Annotated in this window: 15 protein-coding genes; 3 read left to right on the top strand and 12 right to left on the bottom strand. The window is 42.0% G+C overall.

Features of this window, described 5'->3' with window-relative positions:
* Positions 1-24 precede the first annotated feature (24 nt).
* Positions 25-1,224 carry a globin domain-containing protein gene (locus tag C6Y06_RS05350; protein ID WP_106036601.1) on the bottom strand — a complete coding sequence of 400 codons (1,200 nt, stop codon included), beginning with the start codon at positions 1,222-1,224 and terminating at the stop codon, positions 25-27.
* Positions 1,225-1,408: 184 nt separating this feature from the next.
* Between C6Y06_RS05350 and C6Y06_RS05345 the strand changes: the two genes are divergently transcribed.
* Positions 1,409-1,840, top strand: a complete 432-nt coding sequence (locus tag C6Y06_RS05345) for an Rrf2 family transcriptional regulator (protein WP_034663719.1) — start codon at positions 1,409-1,411, stop codon at positions 1,838-1,840.
* 159 nt (positions 1,841-1,999) lie between these two features.
* Positions 2,000-3,475 (top strand): catalase, encoded by a 1,476-nt coding sequence (locus C6Y06_RS05340; protein WP_066031106.1) that lies wholly within the window; start codon positions 2,000-2,002, stop codon positions 3,473-3,475.
* 40 nt (positions 3,476-3,515) lie between these two features.
* Here the strand turns inward: C6Y06_RS05340 and C6Y06_RS05335 are convergent, their stop codons facing one another.
* Complete coding sequence (locus C6Y06_RS05335; RefSeq protein WP_060595857.1) at positions 3,516-3,899, bottom strand: YqzG/YhdC family protein; 384 nt, start codon at positions 3,897-3,899, stop codon at positions 3,516-3,518.
* A gap of 128 nt (positions 3,900-4,027) precedes the next feature.
* Here C6Y06_RS05335 and C6Y06_RS05330 point away from each other — a divergent pair, with 128 nt between their 5' ends.
* On the top strand, positions 4,028-4,276 hold the full coding sequence (locus C6Y06_RS05330) for a YhdB family protein (protein WP_024426598.1): 249 nt from the start codon (positions 4,028-4,030) through the stop codon (positions 4,274-4,276).
* A gap of 35 nt (positions 4,277-4,311) precedes the next feature.
* Here the strand turns inward: C6Y06_RS05330 and C6Y06_RS05325 are convergent, their stop codons facing one another.
* The 10 genes from C6Y06_RS05325 to C6Y06_RS05275 form a co-directional block, all read right to left on the bottom strand.
* A complete protein-coding gene (locus C6Y06_RS05325) occupies positions 4,312-5,196 on the bottom strand; it encodes a GNAT family N-acetyltransferase (protein WP_060595855.1) in 885 nt (294 codons plus the stop codon).
* A 251-nt stretch (positions 5,197-5,447) separates the two neighbouring features.
* On the bottom strand, positions 5,448-6,098 hold the full coding sequence (locus tag C6Y06_RS05315; RefSeq protein WP_060595854.1) for a response regulator: 651 nt from the start codon (positions 6,096-6,098) through the stop codon (positions 5,448-5,450).
* Positions 6,095-7,240, bottom strand: coding sequence for a GAF domain-containing sensor histidine kinase (locus C6Y06_RS05310; protein WP_060595853.1), 1,146 nt, complete (start codon positions 7,238-7,240; stop codon positions 6,095-6,097). Before C6Y06_RS05310 ends, C6Y06_RS05315 begins: the two co-directional genes overlap by 4 nt.
* Positions 7,241-7,391: 151 nt before the next feature.
* A complete protein-coding gene (locus C6Y06_RS05305) occupies positions 7,392-9,137 on the bottom strand; it encodes a phospho-sugar mutase (RefSeq protein WP_060595852.1) in 1,746 nt (581 codons plus the stop codon).
* 142 nt (positions 9,138-9,279) lie between these two features.
* On the bottom strand, positions 9,280-10,941 hold the full coding sequence (gene glpD / locus C6Y06_RS05300) for a glycerol-3-phosphate dehydrogenase (protein WP_106036600.1): 1,662 nt from the start codon (positions 10,939-10,941) through the stop codon (positions 9,280-9,282).
* Positions 10,942-11,080: 139 nt separating this feature from the next.
* Positions 11,081-12,577: a glycerol kinase GlpK gene (gene glpK, locus C6Y06_RS05295; RefSeq protein WP_106036599.1), complete on the bottom strand. Its 1,497-nt coding sequence runs from the start codon at positions 12,575-12,577 to the stop codon at positions 11,081-11,083.
* Between the two features lie 15 nt (positions 12,578-12,592).
* Positions 12,593-13,408, bottom strand: coding sequence for an MIP/aquaporin family protein (locus C6Y06_RS05290; protein ID WP_060595849.1), 816 nt, complete (start codon positions 13,406-13,408; stop codon positions 12,593-12,595).
* Positions 13,409-13,622: 214 nt separating this feature from the next.
* Entirely contained in the window at positions 13,623-14,180 is a 558-nt protein-coding gene (locus tag C6Y06_RS05285) for a glycerol-3-phosphate responsive antiterminator (protein ID WP_034663739.1), read from the bottom strand.
* Between the two features lie 183 nt (positions 14,181-14,363).
* Complete coding sequence (locus tag C6Y06_RS05280; protein WP_066031110.1) at positions 14,364-15,704, bottom strand: aspartate aminotransferase family protein; 1,341 nt, start codon at positions 15,702-15,704, stop codon at positions 14,364-14,366.
* Positions 15,705-15,938: 234 nt separating this feature from the next.
* Positions 15,939-17,531 carry a PucR family transcriptional regulator gene (locus C6Y06_RS05275; protein ID WP_095284947.1) on the bottom strand — a complete coding sequence of 531 codons (1,593 nt, stop codon included), beginning with the start codon at positions 17,529-17,531 and terminating at the stop codon, positions 15,939-15,941.
* Positions 17,532-17,541 lie beyond the last annotated feature (10 nt).

The raw sequence follows: 17,541 nt of genomic DNA, 5'->3' as shown, positions 1-17,541 counted from the left end.
AAAACATGATGTTCCGCCATTCGTTTAGACGACTTCCATTTCTTTCGTGGATTGCCCGCCGAATGACTCGAAATGAATATTCTGTTCTGGAATTCCCAGCTCTTTTAGTATATGAATCATCTCCTGTGTAAACACCGGGGAACCGCATAGATAAAATTGGCCTTTCCCTTCTCCAATCACTGATTGAAGGAATGGACGGTCAATGCGGGAAGCTGCCTTTTCAACAAGCTCACCCTTACCAGGCTGTACAAATTGTTCATTACATAAGATGATGCGACCATGAGAAGCTGCAGCTAGAACGCTTTCAAATTCATTTTCAAAAGCAGTTACATCCTCTAATCGATCTGCATGAATCATTGTAAACGGCTGGCTGTTTTGCGCTGCTGTTTTCATTAAACCGATCATTGGTGTGACACCAGAACCAGCACTAATAAAATAAACAGGCTCTTTAGTGTCTTCTTGCAAACAGAACATTCCCTGCGGCATACTCACTTGAAGAACGTCCCCTTCTTCCATTTCATCATGCAAAAATGTAGACACATGACCATCACGCTTTACTGTAATGCGGTAATAAGAAGGATGATGCTGATCTGATAAGCTATATTGTCTGCTGCACATATAAGCTTCACCCGGCATATCTGCCTGTACCGTAACATATTGGCCTGCTTCATACATTGGCAGCTCTGATTCATCTTCTGGTACTAAGTAAAAGGAGATCAGCGATGGAGATTCCTGTACCTTTTTCTTAATCACAAACGGCTTCACATCTGCCCATCCGCCAGTTTGCTTTACATTCTCCTCCATCATTTCTGCTTCAATCGTGATAAAAATATTTGCAATAATGTCATATGCGGCCTTCCAAGCTAAAAGCGTGTCATCTTTTTCCGTTAAACCAAACACTTCTTTCATCGCTTCAATGAGGTGATATCCGACGATTGGATATTGCTCTTTTTTGACCATCACACTGACATGCTTATGGGCAATCTGTTTGACCGCAGGAAGTAATTCTTCTAATCGATCGATGTGCAGTGCTGCTTGATATAGTGTCGCAGCAAGCGCCTCTGGCTGACTTCCGTTCATGAGGTTTGTTTTATTAAATTGATTGAGTAGTTCTGGGTGCTGCCGAATCATATTTTGATAAAAAACAGTCACAAGTTTGGTTCCCTCAGCTTTTAATAGAGGGGCTGATTGTTTAATGGCATTCATTTGATCTTTAGATAACATCGTCATTCCTTCTTTCAAAAAGATGTATTTTAAATACATCTTTATCGTAATGGATGACAGCTTATAAAAGCAATATTTATAATACATGTTTTAAATGTTGTCACATTTAACACTTTCTCGAACAGTTTTTGTCTAAAATGTGTTACGATGATACAAAACTCTATCAGGTTTAGAGGTCGTCAAAATGAAACTAACGAATTATACAGATTTCTCATTAAGAGTACTCATTTATTTAGCATCAAGAGAAAACAATGAACTGTCAAATATTCAGCAGATCGCCGATGTTTATGGCATTTCTAAAAATCATCTGACTAAGGTGATTTATCATCTTGGAAAACGCGGGTATGTGGAAACGATCCGTGGAAGAAATGGCGGGATTAGGCTTGGGAAAAGCCCAGAAAGCATTAATATTGGAGAAGTTGTCCGTTATACTGAGGATGATTTAGTCATGGTTGAATGCTTTGATTCAAAGAAAAACAGCTGTATCATCTCTCCGATTTGTTCATTAAAGCATGTACTTCATGAAGCACTTACTGCTTACTTACGCGTTCTTGATCAATACACATTAAAAGATTTAACTCAAAACAAAGATGCTCTTAGAGAGCTCCTCCTTTAGGCGAAAGAATTCTTTTCTTTCGTCTTTTTCTTTACCTTCTTGTAATAATAATTAATTTAAAATTATTATAAATAAATATTGACTATCAGGTTTGATTTAATATAATTAGGGTATATAGATTACTAGAAATCATTTTTTTGTTTACAGGAGGAGAAAAGAATGACAAATTCAAATCATAAAAATTTGACAACGAATCAAGGCGTGCCTGTTGGCGATAACCAAAACTCAAGAACAGCTGGTCACCGCGGACCTACATTTCTTGATGATTACCATTTGATTGAAAAACTTGCACACTTCGATCGTGAACGTATTCCAGAGCGTGTCGTTCATGCAAGAGGCGCCGGCGCTTATGGTGTGTTTGAAGTTGAAAATAGCATGGAGAAACATACAAAAGCTGACTTCTTAAGTGAAGAAGGAAAACAGACAGACGTTTTTGTTCGCTTCTCAACAGTTATTCATCCTAAAGGTTCACCTGAAACATTGCGTGACCCGCGCGGCTTTGCTGTCAAATTTTACACAGAAGAAGGTAACTATGATCTAGTTGGTAACAACTTGCCGATCTTCTTTATACGTGATGCATTGAAATTCCCTGATATGGTTCACTCTCTCAAGCCAGATCCTGTAACCAATATCCAAGATCCTGACCGTTATTGGGATTTTATGACCTTAACACCTGAATCCACTCATATGCTCACATGGCTCTTCTCTGATGAAGGAATCCCTGCGAGTTACGCTGAAATGCGCGGTTCTGGTGTGCATACATTTAGATGGGTCAACAAATATGGAGAAACAAAATATGTGAAATATCACTGGAGACCTTCAGAAGGTATTCGCAATTTATCTATGGAAGAAGCAGCAGAAATCCAAGCGAATGATTTCCAGCATGCGACAAGAGACTTATATGACCGCATTGAAAATGGCCATTACCCAGCATGGGACTTATATGTCCAGCTGATGCCGCTTAGCGATTATGATGACCTTGACTATGATCCATGTGATCCAACAAAGACATGGAGCGAGGAAGATTATCCGCTTCAAAAAGTAGGACGCATGACACTCAACCGCAATCCTGAGAACTTCTTTGCTGAAACAGAGCAATCTGCTTTCACGCCAAGTGCACTTGTTCCAGGAATCGAAGCATCAGAAGATAAACTGCTTCAAGGCCGTCTGTTCTCATATCCTGATACGCAGCGTCATCGTCTTGGTGCAAACTACATGCGCATTCCGGTGAACTGTCCTTATGCACCAGTACACAATAATCAGCAGGATGGCTTTATGACAACGACTCGTCCAAGCGGTCATATTAACTATGAACCAAACCGTTACGATGATCAGCCAAAAGAAAATCCTCACTACAAAGAAAGTGAGCAAGTTCTTCACGGTGACCGTATGGTGAGACAAAAAATTGAAAAACCGAACGATTTCAAACAAGCTGGGGAAAAATATCGAAGCTACTCTGAAGAAGAGAAGCAAGCATTGATCAAAAACCTAACAGCTGACCTGAAAGATGTAAATGACAAAACAAAATTACTTGCGATCTGCAACTTCTATCGTGCAGACGAAGACTACGGACAACGATTAGCCGATTCACTTGGTGTGGATATTCGCTCATACCTTCAAGGAAGCATGAAATAATTGATCCGTAATGAGCACCTCTTTATTAGAGGTGCTTTTTTTATAGCCGGAATACGTTAATACTAATCAAATGACCGGTCACCGGGTGAAAATAGATTTCTGCATGTGCGGCAAAAAGCGTTGAGCCTTCCTTCACGGTGACGCGAAACACATCTTTTGTCTGATCTTCATTTACTTGTGTACGCCCAATATATTGATAATCGTTTAAAGCGGCGCCTTCATATTCCTCTTGCAACGCTGTGTACGCAAGTCTTTCCCAATTTTCAACAGGCTGCATCGCTGCATTTGCTGCAGGATGGATCATGAAAATGCCATACAAAACCATTCCTGCTGCAAAAGGCATCCACCATTTCGGCTGCATAATATCATTGATCTCACTTTCATGTATATTTTGTTTATGTTTTGCTGGTCGATCCTTTTTCATACATGAAGCATTTATTCAGCCTAAAATTCCCGGTACATGATTAATGCGGACACCAACTTTTCCCCTGAAAATGTCGATATGTTCCGAGCAAACTAATGAGGACTTCTCAAGGGAAAGGAGAAGGTTTGATGAATGTGGCGGATTATGATAAAGCACTTTATTATACGCATCGCTCGCAATGGGATAATTTACTTATTCTTATGGTACGTACGCAAGATGACTTGCTCTCGAAACGTATTGAGCATTTCTTACACGCGTATCAATTTAACCGGAACGATGCTGATGTTGAAAAATGTTTATATGGGCTCCTGCAGTACATTGACCATGCTTCAGAGGCTGCTGCTTCTGAAGTTTATTCACAACCGATGTACACATAAAGAAAAAGGCTGATTATCAGCCTTTTTACATACACTTAGCAGTGCGCAGTGATTGGAAGCATAAAGTGGTCTTTTACCCATTCTTTTTTTGTATAAATAAACAGCGCATCCTCGTCATTTGGCGCCATAACCACATGTAAGCCGTCAATTGACGTATCAGGTGTAAAATAGAATATCACTTTTTCCGTCGTTTCATTCACAATATGTGCAACAACTTCCTCTATATTTTGCGGCTGGAGAGAAATGATATCAAAGACATGTATGGTTTCATTTTCTTCATTCATCAGGACAATGGTATCCAACGCTTCAATATAGAAAATGGCATCCGGCCAAACGAATGTAAAATAAAACATCAATAAGCTACCATGGTCTTCAGCATCTAATTTCATTGATCCCGTTTGACGTTTTTCTGCGAACTGTTCAAGTAATGGCAGGTCATGTTCCAACGTCAGCTGCTTTTTGCGCATGTCCTTTTTCATTTGAATGGCGCTTTTGCCGATATTTAGACTAAATTCGCTTTCGTGGTAACGGGTAAAGCCGAATCTTGGATAAAAATCCAGTACAGTTTCATTGGCAAAAAGAAAAATCATATCATAGTCATTTTCGTACGTATCCATAATATGCTGCATTAACTTTGTCGCTAATCCTTTATGGCGGTAGGCTTGATCCGTCATCACCGTGCCAATTTGAACAGCTCGATACGTTTGGCCATCAATGATCAGTGACATGAGGTAGACGGAAGCGTTTGAGATCACTTTCCCGTGATGGACAAAGGAATAAGGAATATATTTTTCATCCCAGTACCCTCTTTTATACCAGTCACTAAAATCCAAATCAAATGTATTGATCGCTAACGCATTAAAGCTTTCTTTCAATTTGTCATCATGGCGATAACCATTCACTAATTCATATGTCTCCACTTTGTTCCCTCCTTTTTTAAATTCACCTTTAGTCAGCCGGTTCATCACCTCCCTCAAAATAAAAAAAGACTTGATGAGCATATACTCATCAAGCCTTTTATCGTTTCATTATTAGAAATTAGACTGGACATGCTTCTCTTTTTACACAAAAGGGCACGTCAAATAAACCAACATCTGTGCTCTTTTTTATTCAATTCATTGAATTGAATGTGCGCTTAAAAGTTTTAGCATAACGACTAAATTCCCTTCTGTCATAGCAGCTCTTTCGGCTGATTTTTTTGATAATCCACTGCATACAGAGCCGCTTGTGTACGATCTGCCAGCTCTAGTTTTGATAATACATGGGATACGTGTGTTTTGACAGTCTTTTCAGAAATAAACAGTGATGAGGCAATTTCTTTATTGCTTTTCCCCTTTGCAATTTCGAATAAGACATCTCGCTCTCTATTGGTCAGCTCTTTCATTAACTTCCATTTTTGCTCTTTTGGCTCAGTCAAATGCTGCACAAGAAAGTTGGTGATATGAGCATCTAATTGATAGGTGCCCTTTTGTACGTCAATCATTGTCGTAAGGAGCTTTTCTGGCGCTACATCCTTGAGCTGATAGGCTTTTGCCCCTGCTTGAATAGCGGGAATAACATAATCTTTATCCGCATAGCTTGTCAGAATCACAATGCGGGTATCGGGCATTTCCAGCATCATTTGTTTCGTAGCTTCAATACCATTCATCACAGGCATCGATAGATCCATTAGAACGATGTCAGGCCGCGTTTGTCTGACAACTTCTAATGCTTCTTCTCCATTATAAGCCTCACCAACGATTTCGACGTCAGGCTGTGTCTGCAAGAAAAACACAAGCCCTTTTCTCACAATATGATGATCATCTGCAATCACGACTCTCATGACGACCCCTTCCTTTCTTGAGAAAATGGCACCTTCACTTGAATGGTGGTTCCTTTACCGAGCTCAGACTCTATACAAAATGTTCCACCAGCTCTTTTGATACGGTCAGACATGCCTTTCAGACCAAGTGAAGGGAGGCTCATTTGCTCGTCATACTGAAACCCTTTTCCGCGGTCGATAATTTTCATCTCAAACGTGTCTTTTGATTGTTCAAGCTGGACCTTGACTTCCTCTACTCCCGCATGTTTTTGACAATTATTCAGCGCTTCTTGGCATACCCGAAACAACGTTTCATGCTGCGAATGATCCATCTCCATACAGCCTGATAACGATAATGTACAGCGTAATCCTAAAAGCTTTGCATACTCTTGAATTCCTGTAGTGAATCCTTTTTCAAGTCCTCTTGGCCTTAGCTGCCAAATGAGTGACCGCATTTCAACCAGTGCATCTTGTGACAAATGCTGAATAAAATCAATCATTTCCCCTAGATTCTGATCATTAGTCATTTGACGGGCAGCTTTAGCAGTCAGACTGACTGAAAATAGCATCTGGTTGACGGAATCATGTAAGTCCTGTGCAAGCCGGTTTCTTTCTTCCAAAAGAGCATGTTGATGTTCGTTTTGCACAAGCTTCATCCGTTGAATGGCGGTACCAATTTGAAGCGCAATGCTTTCAAGCAAGTTCAATTCTTCTTGCGTAAATGTGACTTTTCCTTTTGCCGCCACATTCAATAATCCGAACGTACGCTTACATGCTTTGAGGGGAACCGTCGCATGATGCGTAATTCCTTCAGTATCCCCAAGCTGCTTTTTCATCGCCGTTTCGATGCGTTTACAATTCATAATGTTTGTGGCAGATTGAAGTGAACCTTTTGTGTATCGATTGATGCAATAGCAATCGTTTTGGCACATGAGCTGTTTTTGATGCTTTGCCAGCGCTTCGGGTAAGGAGACCTCTGCCATCAATTCGTACGAACCGTCTTTTTCTATAAAATAAATCCATGCTGAATGAAAGCCTGTGACATCCATCAGCATATGGAGCACTTCATGAAGCGTATCTTTCATTTCCGTGCCTTCATTTAGCTTTTCAGCAATTTCTTTTAACGTTTTTAATGTTTCAACCTTCTCTTGATATTCTCCCATACTGTTTACCCCCGGCATTTGCTGCCTTCTCTTTTCATTACGCTCATTATATCATGAGCATTCTGCCGGTTCTTTCGCTAAAAGGATGATTTTTTCTCATCCTTTTGACTGAGAAAAAGCCATCATGCATTCACACGATGGCCTTGTTTGTTTATTTAGCTGTTTCTTCCACAATCTCATAAACGACTTTCATCACTTCTTCTGACAGATGCTTCAGCTTTTCTTCGCTATCTGTTAAAGATGTACCTTTGACTGCAATATAAAATTTCACTTTAGGCTCAGTGCCGGAAGGTCTTAAGCAGAACCACGAGCCATCCTCAAGGAAATATTTCAGCACGTTTGAAGCTGGCAGGTGAATGGTTTCTTCTTTCTTTTCGGCAACGAGGTGTCTTTGACTTGATTGGTAATCCTCGATGACAGTGATGCGCTGACCCGCGATAGCAGCTGGTGGATTTGTTCTAAAGGTATGAAGGATCGCTGAAATTTGCTCTGCTCCTTCTTTTCCTTTTAAGGTTAACGACTTTAACCCTTCCCGGTAAAATCCAAACTCCTTGAACATATCGACAAGCGCGTCGTACAAGGACTTGCCTTGTTTTTTATAGAAAGCAGCGACTTCGACAGCTAACAGCGCCGCTTGCACCGCATCTTTATCTCGGGCAAAGTCACCGATCAAATAGCCATAGCTTTCTTCGTACCCGAATTGAAACGTGTATTCTCCGCTCTCTTCGAATTGCTTGATTTTTTCTCCAATAAATTTAAAACCAGTAAGCGTGTCAATCGTATGGGCACCAAATGCTGAAGCAACAGCACGCCCAAGCTCACTTGTGACAATCGTTTTCATCACAACGGGACGAGGCGGCAGCTGACCAAGCTTTTGTTTTTCAGACAATAAATAATGGAGCAGCAGGGCTCCTGTTTGGTTGCCTGTTAAGACGGTAAACTCTCCATCATGATCTCTGACCGCAATGCCTAACCTATCCGCATCTGGGTCTGTTGCAATGAGGATATCAGCATTCTGCTTTTCGCCAAGCTTGATGGCATACTCAAATGCTGCATGCTCCTCTGGATTTGGCGATGTCACTGTTGAAAATTGCGGATCTGGTTTTTCCTGTTCAGGCACAACGGTCACATGCTGATAGCCTAAAGCCTGAAGCCCTTTTCGGACAGGCTGGTTGGCCGTACCATGAAGCGGGGTAAAAACGACTTTGACATCGACCTCACCTGCCAGCTCAGGGTGGACACTGATGGTTTTTAATTTTTCAATATACGCATGATCGATTTCTTCTCCGATCATCTTGATCAGCCCTTGTTGTTTTAACGTTTCTTCTGAATCAACTGAAATCGACAGTTCATTTTCTATTGCATCTACTTCTTGAATGACTTGATCTGCTTGAAGTGGAGGCAGCTGTCCGCCGTCTTCTCCATATACTTTATAGCCATTATATTCTGGTGGATTATGACTTGCTGTTACGACAATCCCAGCAAATGCATTCAGCTCTCGAACAGCAAAGGAGAGCTCCGGTGTTGGACGCAGTTCGTCAAATACGTATGTTTGAATGCCCTGTGAAGCAAGAGTTTTGGCTGCTTCCATCGCAAATTCAGGCGATTTATGGCGTGAATCATATGCAATGGCGACGCCTCTTCTTTTTGCATCCTCTCCATGTTTCGCAATATACGCAGCAAGGCCTGCAGATGCTTTACGAACCGTGTACACATTCATTCGGTTCGTGCCGGCACCAATCTCTCCGCGCATTCCTCCAGTGCCGAACTCAAGGTTTTTGTAGAAACAGTCTTCAAGTGCTAATTGATCATCTTGATGTGCCTCCAGCCTTTCCCTTAGCTCAGTATCCAGGTGCTTCTCATTGATCCATCGCTCATAATTCGTCTTCCAACTCATGGTCGTCCTCCCAGCTCTTATCATCAATAAAATACATCTACTGTTATTTTATATGGAATCATCCTTTATGTCATGCTATATCATTGAGAGATGAAGAAAATGCTGAACAAATAAAAAAGCCGATACATGATCGGCTTTTCTTTTATTCAGCATCAAGTGGTACAACTGCTTCATGGAATAGTTGATCTAATTCTGTTTGATGTTTCTGTTTTGCTGCTTCATCCCAGCCAAAACGCTCTGCCATATAGTCAACGACAGGCTGTGCATATTTTTTCGCCCAGTTGATATTAAATAATAGGCTTCCTGTTCTTCTTAAGAAGAAATCAACAGGGGTAACAGCTAATTCTTCTTCGATTGCATAGACAAGCTCTGCCAGTACATACGCTGGAATGTTTCGTTTGTCTGCTTCACCTTGAAGCTGCTCTACACGCTTGAAGAGACTGCTGACGTTTGAGCCATATTTTTCAGCGAGTTTTTGAGCAATCGGTTCTGTTAAACCAACAGATACTCCTTCTGCTGTTTTCGCTTGGACAAAGGATGCCATATTTTTAGACCCGCCTACATGACCGCCTGAAATTGGCATATGCTTTGTTTTACATGGCCCGAAGTCTTTGCCCGTTTCTTCTTTCAGTCCATCACGTACGAGATTCACAATGTGCTCAGCCATTTTGCGGTAGCCTGTTAATTTACCGCCAGCAATGGTAATTAAGCCTGAAGATGATGTCCATACTTCATCCTTACGAGAAATTTCTGAAGGGTCTTTGCCCTCTTCATGAATGAGTGGACGAAGACCAGCCCAGTTAGATTCAACATCTTTTTCTGTAATATTGAGATCAGGGAACATGTATTGAATCGCTTTGATGACATAATCACGATCTGCTTTTGTCATACGCGGATGTTCCAGCTGCTTTTTGTACACTGTATCTGTTGTTCCTACGTACGTTTTGCCTTCTCTTGGAATCGCAAAAACCATACGTTTATCAGGTGTGTCAAAGTAGATCGCTTGTTTTAATGGGAAGACTGATTGGTCGAATACTAAGTGAATACCTTTTGTATGCTGTAAGTGCTTCCCTTCTTTTGAGTGATCTTTGTCTCTTAGCTGATCGACCCATGGACCTGTCGCATTGACGATTTTCTTCGCATACACATCGTAGGTTTTCTGCGTCATGACATCTTCAATGACAACACCGACAACTTTGCCTTTATCATAAATAAATTCTTTTACTTTCGCATAGTTGACTGCTTCTGCCCCGAATTTCACAGCCTCTTTCATGACTTCGATTGTCAGGCGTGCATCATCTGTACGGTATTCAACATAGTAGCCGCCGCCTTTTAAGCCGTCCTTTTTAACAAGCGGTTCTTTTGCAAGTGTTTCCTTCGCACTTAGCATGCTTCTGCGTTCGCTATGCTTTACACCAGCTAAAAAGTCATACACTCTAAGCCCAATGGATGTTGAAAACTTACCGAATGTCCCGCCTTTATGCATCGGAAGAAGCATCCATTCTGGTGTTGTCACATGCGGACCGTTTTCGTATACAATGGCACGCTCTTTACCGACCTCTGCGACCATCTTCACTTCGAATTGTTTTAAATAACGAAGTCCACCGTGCACTAGTTTCGTTGAGCGGCTAGACGTACCTGCTGCGAAATCCTGCATTTCTGCAAGACCAACGCGCATCCCGCGTGAAGACGCATCAAGTGCTGTACCAGCGCCTGTAATACCCCCGCCAATGATAAACACATCATATGGTTTTTTTGTCATTTCCTGCAGCATTTGTTCCCTTTCTAAGCTAGAAAAAGTCATCTCTTGTTCCTCCCATGTTGTACGGTAAAGAAAAAGAGACCGCAAACACCCAAAGCGTATTTCTACACTTCGGTGCCTGCGGTCTCTCCAGTTCTCCAACCGTTCTATTAACTTACTTGAAGTATACCATACTTTTGGTTTATTTGAAAGCTTGAGCTGCTTTTACAGCCTTTTTCCACCCGCTGTATAACGAGTCACGGCTGTCCTCTTCCATCTTAGGGTCAAAGCGCTTGTCAAGGTTCCATTGTTTTGCAATGTCTGAACGGTCGTTCCAGAAGCCAACTGCTATTCCCGCAAGATAGGCCGCACCGAGTGCCGTCGTTTCATTAATTTCTGGACGCTCTACAGGCACATCCAACAGATCACTTTGGAAGCCCATTAAGAAATCATTCTTCACAGCTCCGCCATCAACGCGCAATGTTTTTAATGAAATGTTTGAATCCTTTTCCATCGCATCTAACACATCTTTCGTTTGATAAGCAAGTGATTCTAACGTTGCTCGGACAAAGTGCTCTTTAGAAGTACCGCGTGTTAACCCGAAAACAGCGCCTCTGACATCACTATCCCAGTATGGTGTGCCTAGACCAACGAATGCCGGAACGACATATACGCCCTCTGTTGACTCAACGCGCTCTGCATATGTTTCGCTGTCTTTCGAGTCTTTAAACATTCTCAGTCCGTCACGCAGCCACTGAATCGCTGAGCCAGCAACGAAAATACTTCCTTCTAAAGCATATTCAACTTTGCCGTCAATGCCCCATGCAATCGTCGTTAATAAACCATGATCCGACTTAATGGCTTTTTCCCCTGTATTCATCAACATGAAACATCCTGTACCATATGTGTTCTTCGCCATTCCTTCTTCAAAGCAAGCCTGACCGAATAAAGCAGCCTGCTGATCTCCCGCCGCTCCTGCAATCGGAATATTTCTGCCGAAGAAGTGATAGTCTGTTGTTTCACCATAAATGTGTGAAGATGGTTTCACCTCCGGAAGCATAGATGCAGGTACGCCAAGGATATCAAGTAATTCTTCATCCCATTTCAGATCGTAAATGTTGAACATTAACGTTCTTGACGCATTGGAATAATCTGTGACGTGTGATTTACCGCCTGTCATCTTCCAAATAAGCCAAGTATCGATTGTGCCAAACAGTAAGTCGCCATTTTCTGCTTTCTCACGGGCACCTTCTACATTGTCTAAAATCCATTTGACCTTTGTACCTGAGAAATAAGCATCGATGAGAAGACCTGTTTTATTTCTAAACGTTTCATTGTGTCCTTGCGCTTTTAAATCTTCACAAATGCCAGACGTTTGTCTTGACTGCCAAACAATTGCATTGTAAATAGGTGCGCCTGTATGTTTATCCCAAACAACAGCTGTCTCACGCTGGTTCGTAATTCCGATACCAGCGATTTGGTCTGCTTCAATTCCTGATTCAATTAAAGCTGTTGAAATGACCGATAGAACAGAGCTCCAAATTTCATTTGCATTGTGTTCTACCCAGCCTGGGTTCGGAAAATATTGATTAAATTCCTTCTGAGCTGTATGTGCAATTTTGCCTTCTTGATCAAATAAGATTGCTCTTGAGCTTGTGGTCCCTTGATCTAATGCAAGAATATATTTTTCTTTTGTCATGATGTTTTCCTCCCCTTACATACTTTCATTTACAGCATTTGTTTGGTTTTTCGTAGAGACATAGAGTCCTAACAATACCACAACTAAAATAACGCTTACAATCCAAAAGGCTGGAGTGACGTTCGCTTTAAAAGCTGCATTGTAGAAAACACCGCCAAATGCGCCGCCTAAAATTGGACCAATAACTGGCACCCAAGCATACTTCCAATTCGATGGGCCTTTCCCTGGAATCGGCAGGATCGCATGTGCAATTCTCGGACCTAAATCACGTGCAGGGTTAATTGCATAACCAGTTGTTCCACCTAAAGAAAGACCAATTGCAACAATTAAGAAACCAACAATCAGCGGATTGACTCCGTCTGCAAATTTATTTGCACCAATCGCTAAGATTCCTAGAACCAATACAAATGTACCGATGACTTCACTAAGTACGTTTGCAAAAGTATGCGGAATCGCAGGACCAGTTGAGAATACACCTAGCTTTGCACCTGGATCATCAGTTGCTTTCCAGTGCGGTAAGTAATGTAAAAAGACGATAATAGCCCCTATTAATGCGCCAAGCATTTGACCAATAATATACATTGGAACATCAGCCCAAGGAAAACTTCCTTCTAGCGCAAGCCCAATTGTTAGTGCGGGATTTAAATGCGCTCCGCTGATTCCACCCGTTGCATAAGCTGCAATGGCCACTGCAAATCCCCATCCGAAAGCGATTACAATCCATCCGGATTGATATGCGAGCGATTTCTTTAAATTAACTGCCGCACACACACCGCCTCCAAAAATGATGAGCAGCATTGTACCTACGACTTCTCCCCAAAATGGTGTCATGAAAAATTCCTCCTCTGGTTCAGTTGCCATCCCCTATGAATGTGTAGAAAAGATAAAGAAAAAGATCCACAACAAACATACTTTACATCAGGGTCATTTGTCACCTAGTAAAGCGCTGTTGTGGATCTCCGTTTCTCCATCACATGATATTAACTTAGTGCAATAGTATCAGAGGTTGAAAACGTTGTCAATAAATATTCACATTTTCTCTTTTTCACTTTTGGAACGCTTTCCAAAGGGTGGTATTCGAGGTCGTCACAGCTGTAGCCCCTGCTTCAAGCGCTCTTTCTACATCTTCTTTTGTACGGATAAATCCGCCTGCAAATATTGGGATCCCAGCTCGCTCGCGCACTTCTGTAATTAAATCTGGTACGACTCCCGGCAACACTTCAATAAAATCTGGACGATGTTTCCCGACGAACTCCATGCTTTTTTCCATGGCACTCGTATCAAGTAAAAACATTCGCTGAATGGCATATACCTTTTTTTGCTTAGCTTTTACTATGACAGAAGACCTAGTAGAAATAATTCCTGCTGGCTTCATTTCCTGACAAATAAATTCCGTTCCATACTCATCATGTTTAATCCCGTGAATGAGATCGACATGGACAAACATTTTTTTGTGATGAGCATTTGCCTCATTCATGATGCCCTTTAGCCGGCCTAAGTGAACATCAAGTAAGACACCATATGTAAATGGACTTTTTAAAAATTCCTCAAATTGCTTCATATTGCGAACAGCAGGTAGAATAGGTTGATCATGAAAACTCATATGCCGTCTCCTTCAAAAGTGTATTGGATCAGTCTTCTCCTAACAGTAATAGAAACTCTTCTATTTTTCAATACACCTAGTGTGTCCAATACCGATTTCACCTCACATCATCTTCATAGACCTAGCTCAAAATGCTGAAAAGCATGCTTTTATTCCATAGAAAAAAGCAGAGAAGTCTCTCTGCTATAGCTGTGCCATGCTTTCTTTTAAGGTATTGATGATAAATGAAGCGTCATCATCTGTGATATTAAGCGGCGGTGCAAGCTGGGCAACGTTATTATAGCCGGCAACTGTATCACCATTTTTCCCGATGATCAGCCCGCGTTTTTTACATTCTGCGATCAATTGACCGACAACATGTAGCTCAGCTGGTTTTTTGGACTGCTGATCCTGAACAAGCTCAATGCCAAACAGCAAGCCTTTTCCTCTGACATCTCCGACAAATGGGTGCTCTTTTAACTCTTGCAAACGTTCAAGCATATCTCGCCCGAGCGCATCTGACCGTTCCACTAATTGCTCGTTTTCCATAATCTCTAGGTTGGCAAGTGCCACCGCACAGGAAGCAGGGTGACCGCCAAATGTATTCACATGGCGCAGCCGGTCATACGTATCTTCCCCTGCATAAGCTTCATAGATTTCTCGTTTCACGCACGTTGCAGAAAGCGGTAAATAGCCGCTTGTAATCCCTTTTGCCATGGTGATAATATCCGGTTTTACTTCCTCATGCATAAAACCAAACCGCTTCCCTGTCCGGCCAAAGCCGCAGATGACTTCATCTACGATAAGAAGCGCCCCATGAGCTTCACAGATGTCTTTGACCTTCTTCAAATACCCTTTTGGCGGCATTAAGATACCTCCGCCCGTAATGATCGGCTCCATAATGACCCCAGCAATGGTCTCGCTTAGTTCCCACGTCATAGCCTGATCAATCGCCGCAGCACTCGCCAAATTCTCTTGGTCTTCAGGATGACGATACACATCAGGAGGTGCAACGTGGATAAAGCCCTGGCCTAATGGTTCATATTTATATTTACGCTGCGCTTGACCGGTTGCGGCAAGAGCAGCTGCTGTATTGCCGTGATACGACCGGTACCGGGAGATGAACTTTGTCCTTGTACTCTCTCCTTTTTGCGCATGATATTGTTTGACAATTTTAAATGCGGCTTCATTGGCTTCAGAACCGCTGTTAGAAAAGAAGATGACATAGTCCCCGCCAAGCCACTCATTTAGCTTTTCAGCCAGCTGAATCGCCGGCACGTGGCTTTGTGTAAGTGGATAGTAAGGCATTGTCTTTAATTGCTTATACGCCGCTTCTGCAAGCTCTTTGCGGCCATATCCGGCATTTACACACCAAAGACCTGACATCCCGTCTAAATAGCGATTTCCATGAATATCTGTCACCCATGCGCCTTCTGCCTCGTGAATAACCATACTTTCATTTTCCTTGTTTGTCCCTTTCATATGATGCCAGATCAACTGATCATCTTTCGCCTGAAGATTTTGCGCCTGCTCATGTATTTTCATCTTCCCGCCCCCATGTATCCGTTTTCATCATTAAAGAAGCTTAGACCAGTTCAAGCAGCACATTGCCTCTCCATTCATTATATGGATGAAACGTGAGGCATATGAAACTGGAACTTGACAGTTTCTTTCATTATAAAAAAGGGGGCAGGCCGATTACATTAGACAGATCGTCAACTGATTGAACACCATCATAAGACACTTTTCTTGATGCCTTGGCAAATTGAACACACTCCGCTAACGTCGATTTCCTTGCAGGAATTCATAAGCAAGAATCGCAAATTCAAGTGCCTGGCGTTTCGGCGCTTGCATCATATCCTCACCAAGTAAGGCATGCAGTTTATCCAGTCTATGATAAAGGGTTTGCCTAACAATATAGAGCTGGCTTGCGGTTTCTTTTTTAGAACCGTTTGTCTGTAAAAAGATATTCAGCGTTTGATAGAGTCTCCCGCTATTTTGATTATCGTATACAATCACGGGCTCTAAATACTCTTTCACCATGCATTCAAGCAGACCGCTTTCCTTCATCATAGGCATGAGACGAAGCATATGTAGATCTTGGTAAAATGGACTTTCCACCCGCTGAGGCATCACTTTTTTTAAATGCAGCACTTCTTTGGCTGCTTGAAAGCTTTTTCTCATGTGCTGAAACTGTTCACAATATTGACCGATACCAAAATTGATCTCGGCCCCTCGGGGCTGCTCCCGGTCATACAATTGTTTGATGTCGTTTGCAGCCTTTTCTGCACGCTCTTTCCAGTCCTCTTTCTTTCTCGTGTTTAATAAAATAAACAAGGTTTGTCCTTGATGCTCATATGCAATCAGATAGAAACCCGCACGCTGAAAAATGGAGCGGCAAGATACAAGAAAGTAAAGATTCCCTGCGATTTCTTCGATTTGATGATGTTTTTGAAAGAGCAAGACTACGCAGCCAGTTGGCTTTTTCAACCCTTCTGTTTCTTCAAGGTGCTCTATGATCTCTCGTTCTGTATGCTCTTCTTGGAACCATTTTTGCAGCCATTCATTCTCTTTTGTTTTCTTCAGCTCTTCTGTATAAAGCTCTCTTAATGTTTGCTGGGCAAGAGCATTCGCTCCTTTATCCATCACGAGCAGTTCAAATTCAGAGAGTGTGTCCGCTTGATGAATGAGCACAAGATCTGCAAATGTTTGTTTGAGTGCAAGCACTTGTTTTTGCGTCACTTCGTATCCTTTTGGCACGGAAGCAAACTGTAAATAATTCATGACCAGTTCTTCGGTTGGTTTGGAAGAATCACATAAAATAATCGGCTCGCCCTGAACAGGGAGGAGTAAAAGAATCCCCCTTACGTGCTGATACACTTGATCCAAAATATCCATCTGCGGATGCGGGGTCAGTAAAAGCTCATTCAGCTTTGATGATAGTGCTTCTAAATCTGCCATCATTTGATACTGACGCTCGATCATCATCGTATGAAGATGCTGCGTGATGTTGACGAACTTCACTTCTTTTGTAAACAGAATAAGCGGAAAATCTCTTTCTTCTGCATAGATCAGCAATTCTTCCGGCACATCGAATCTTAACGGCACAAATTCAATACACAAGCCGGCTGCCCCTGAATCAATCAGCTGCCGTAAAAACGCTTGAAACACATCCAGTTGATCATGGAAGCCTGCGGCTGTCGTTAATATAAGCTCGCCTCCATTTAACAAATCCTCTACATCAGGCACTTCTAACACATGGATCCATTTGACCTGCCGAAACAATCCTTTTTCCCCTGCTAACACTTTTGCATGCGCAAAATGCTTCGTTTTCAACACGTCACTCACTTGGAAATGAACATCTACATTCATTCATATGTCC

The sequence above is a fragment of the Bacillus sp. MZGC1 genome (assembly GCF_002998605.1).
Classification (GTDB): domain Bacteria; phylum Bacillota; class Bacilli; order Bacillales; family Bacillaceae; genus Bacillus.
This window is presented reverse-complemented; position numbering and strand designations above follow the sequence as displayed.

What these genes read in the sequence shown, in the direction of transcription:
- C6Y06_RS05350 (WP_106036601.1), bottom strand. Translation starts at nt 1,224, where the DNA reads ATGTTATCTAAAGATCAAATGAATGCCATTAAACAATCAGCCCCTCTA.
- C6Y06_RS05345 (WP_034663719.1), top strand. Translation starts at nt 1,409, where the DNA reads ATGAAACTAACGAATTATACAGATTTCTCATTAAGAGTACTCATTTAT.
- C6Y06_RS05340 (WP_066031106.1), top strand. Translation starts at nt 2,000, where the DNA reads ATGACAAATTCAAATCATAAAAATTTGACAACGAATCAAGGCGTGCCT.
- C6Y06_RS05335 (WP_060595857.1), bottom strand. Translation starts at nt 3,899, where the DNA reads ATGAAAAAGGATCGACCAGCAAAACATAAACAAAATATACATGAAAGT.
- C6Y06_RS05330 (WP_024426598.1), top strand. Translation starts at nt 4,028, where the DNA reads ATGAATGTGGCGGATTATGATAAAGCACTTTATTATACGCATCGCTCG.
- C6Y06_RS05315 (WP_060595854.1), bottom strand. Translation starts at nt 6,098, where the DNA reads ATGAGAGTCGTGATTGCAGATGATCATCATATTGTGAGAAAAGGGCTT.
- C6Y06_RS05310 (WP_060595853.1), bottom strand. Translation starts at nt 7,240, where the DNA reads ATGGGAGAATATCAAGAGAAGGTTGAAACATTAAAAACGTTAAAAGAA.
- C6Y06_RS05305 (WP_060595852.1), bottom strand. Translation starts at nt 9,137, where the DNA reads ATGAGTTGGAAGACGAATTATGAGCGATGGATCAATGAGAAGCACCTG.
- glpD (WP_106036600.1), bottom strand. Translation starts at nt 10,941, where the DNA reads ATGACTTTTTCTAGCTTAGAAAGGGAACAAATGCTGCAGGAAATGACA.
- glpK (WP_106036599.1), bottom strand. Translation starts at nt 12,577, where the DNA reads ATGACAAAAGAAAAATATATTCTTGCATTAGATCAAGGGACCACAAGC.
- C6Y06_RS05290 (WP_060595849.1), bottom strand. Translation starts at nt 13,408, where the DNA reads ATGACACCATTTTGGGGAGAAGTCGTAGGTACAATGCTGCTCATCATT.
- C6Y06_RS05285 (WP_034663739.1), bottom strand. Translation starts at nt 14,180, where the DNA reads ATGAGTTTTCATGATCAACCTATTCTACCTGCTGTTCGCAATATGAAG.
- C6Y06_RS05280 (WP_066031110.1), bottom strand. Translation starts at nt 15,704, where the DNA reads ATGAAAATACATGAGCAGGCGCAAAATCTTCAGGCGAAAGATGATCAG.
- C6Y06_RS05275 (WP_095284947.1), bottom strand. Translation starts at nt 17,531, where the DNA reads ATGAATGTAGATGTTCATTTCCAAGTGAGTGACGTGTTGAAAACGAAG.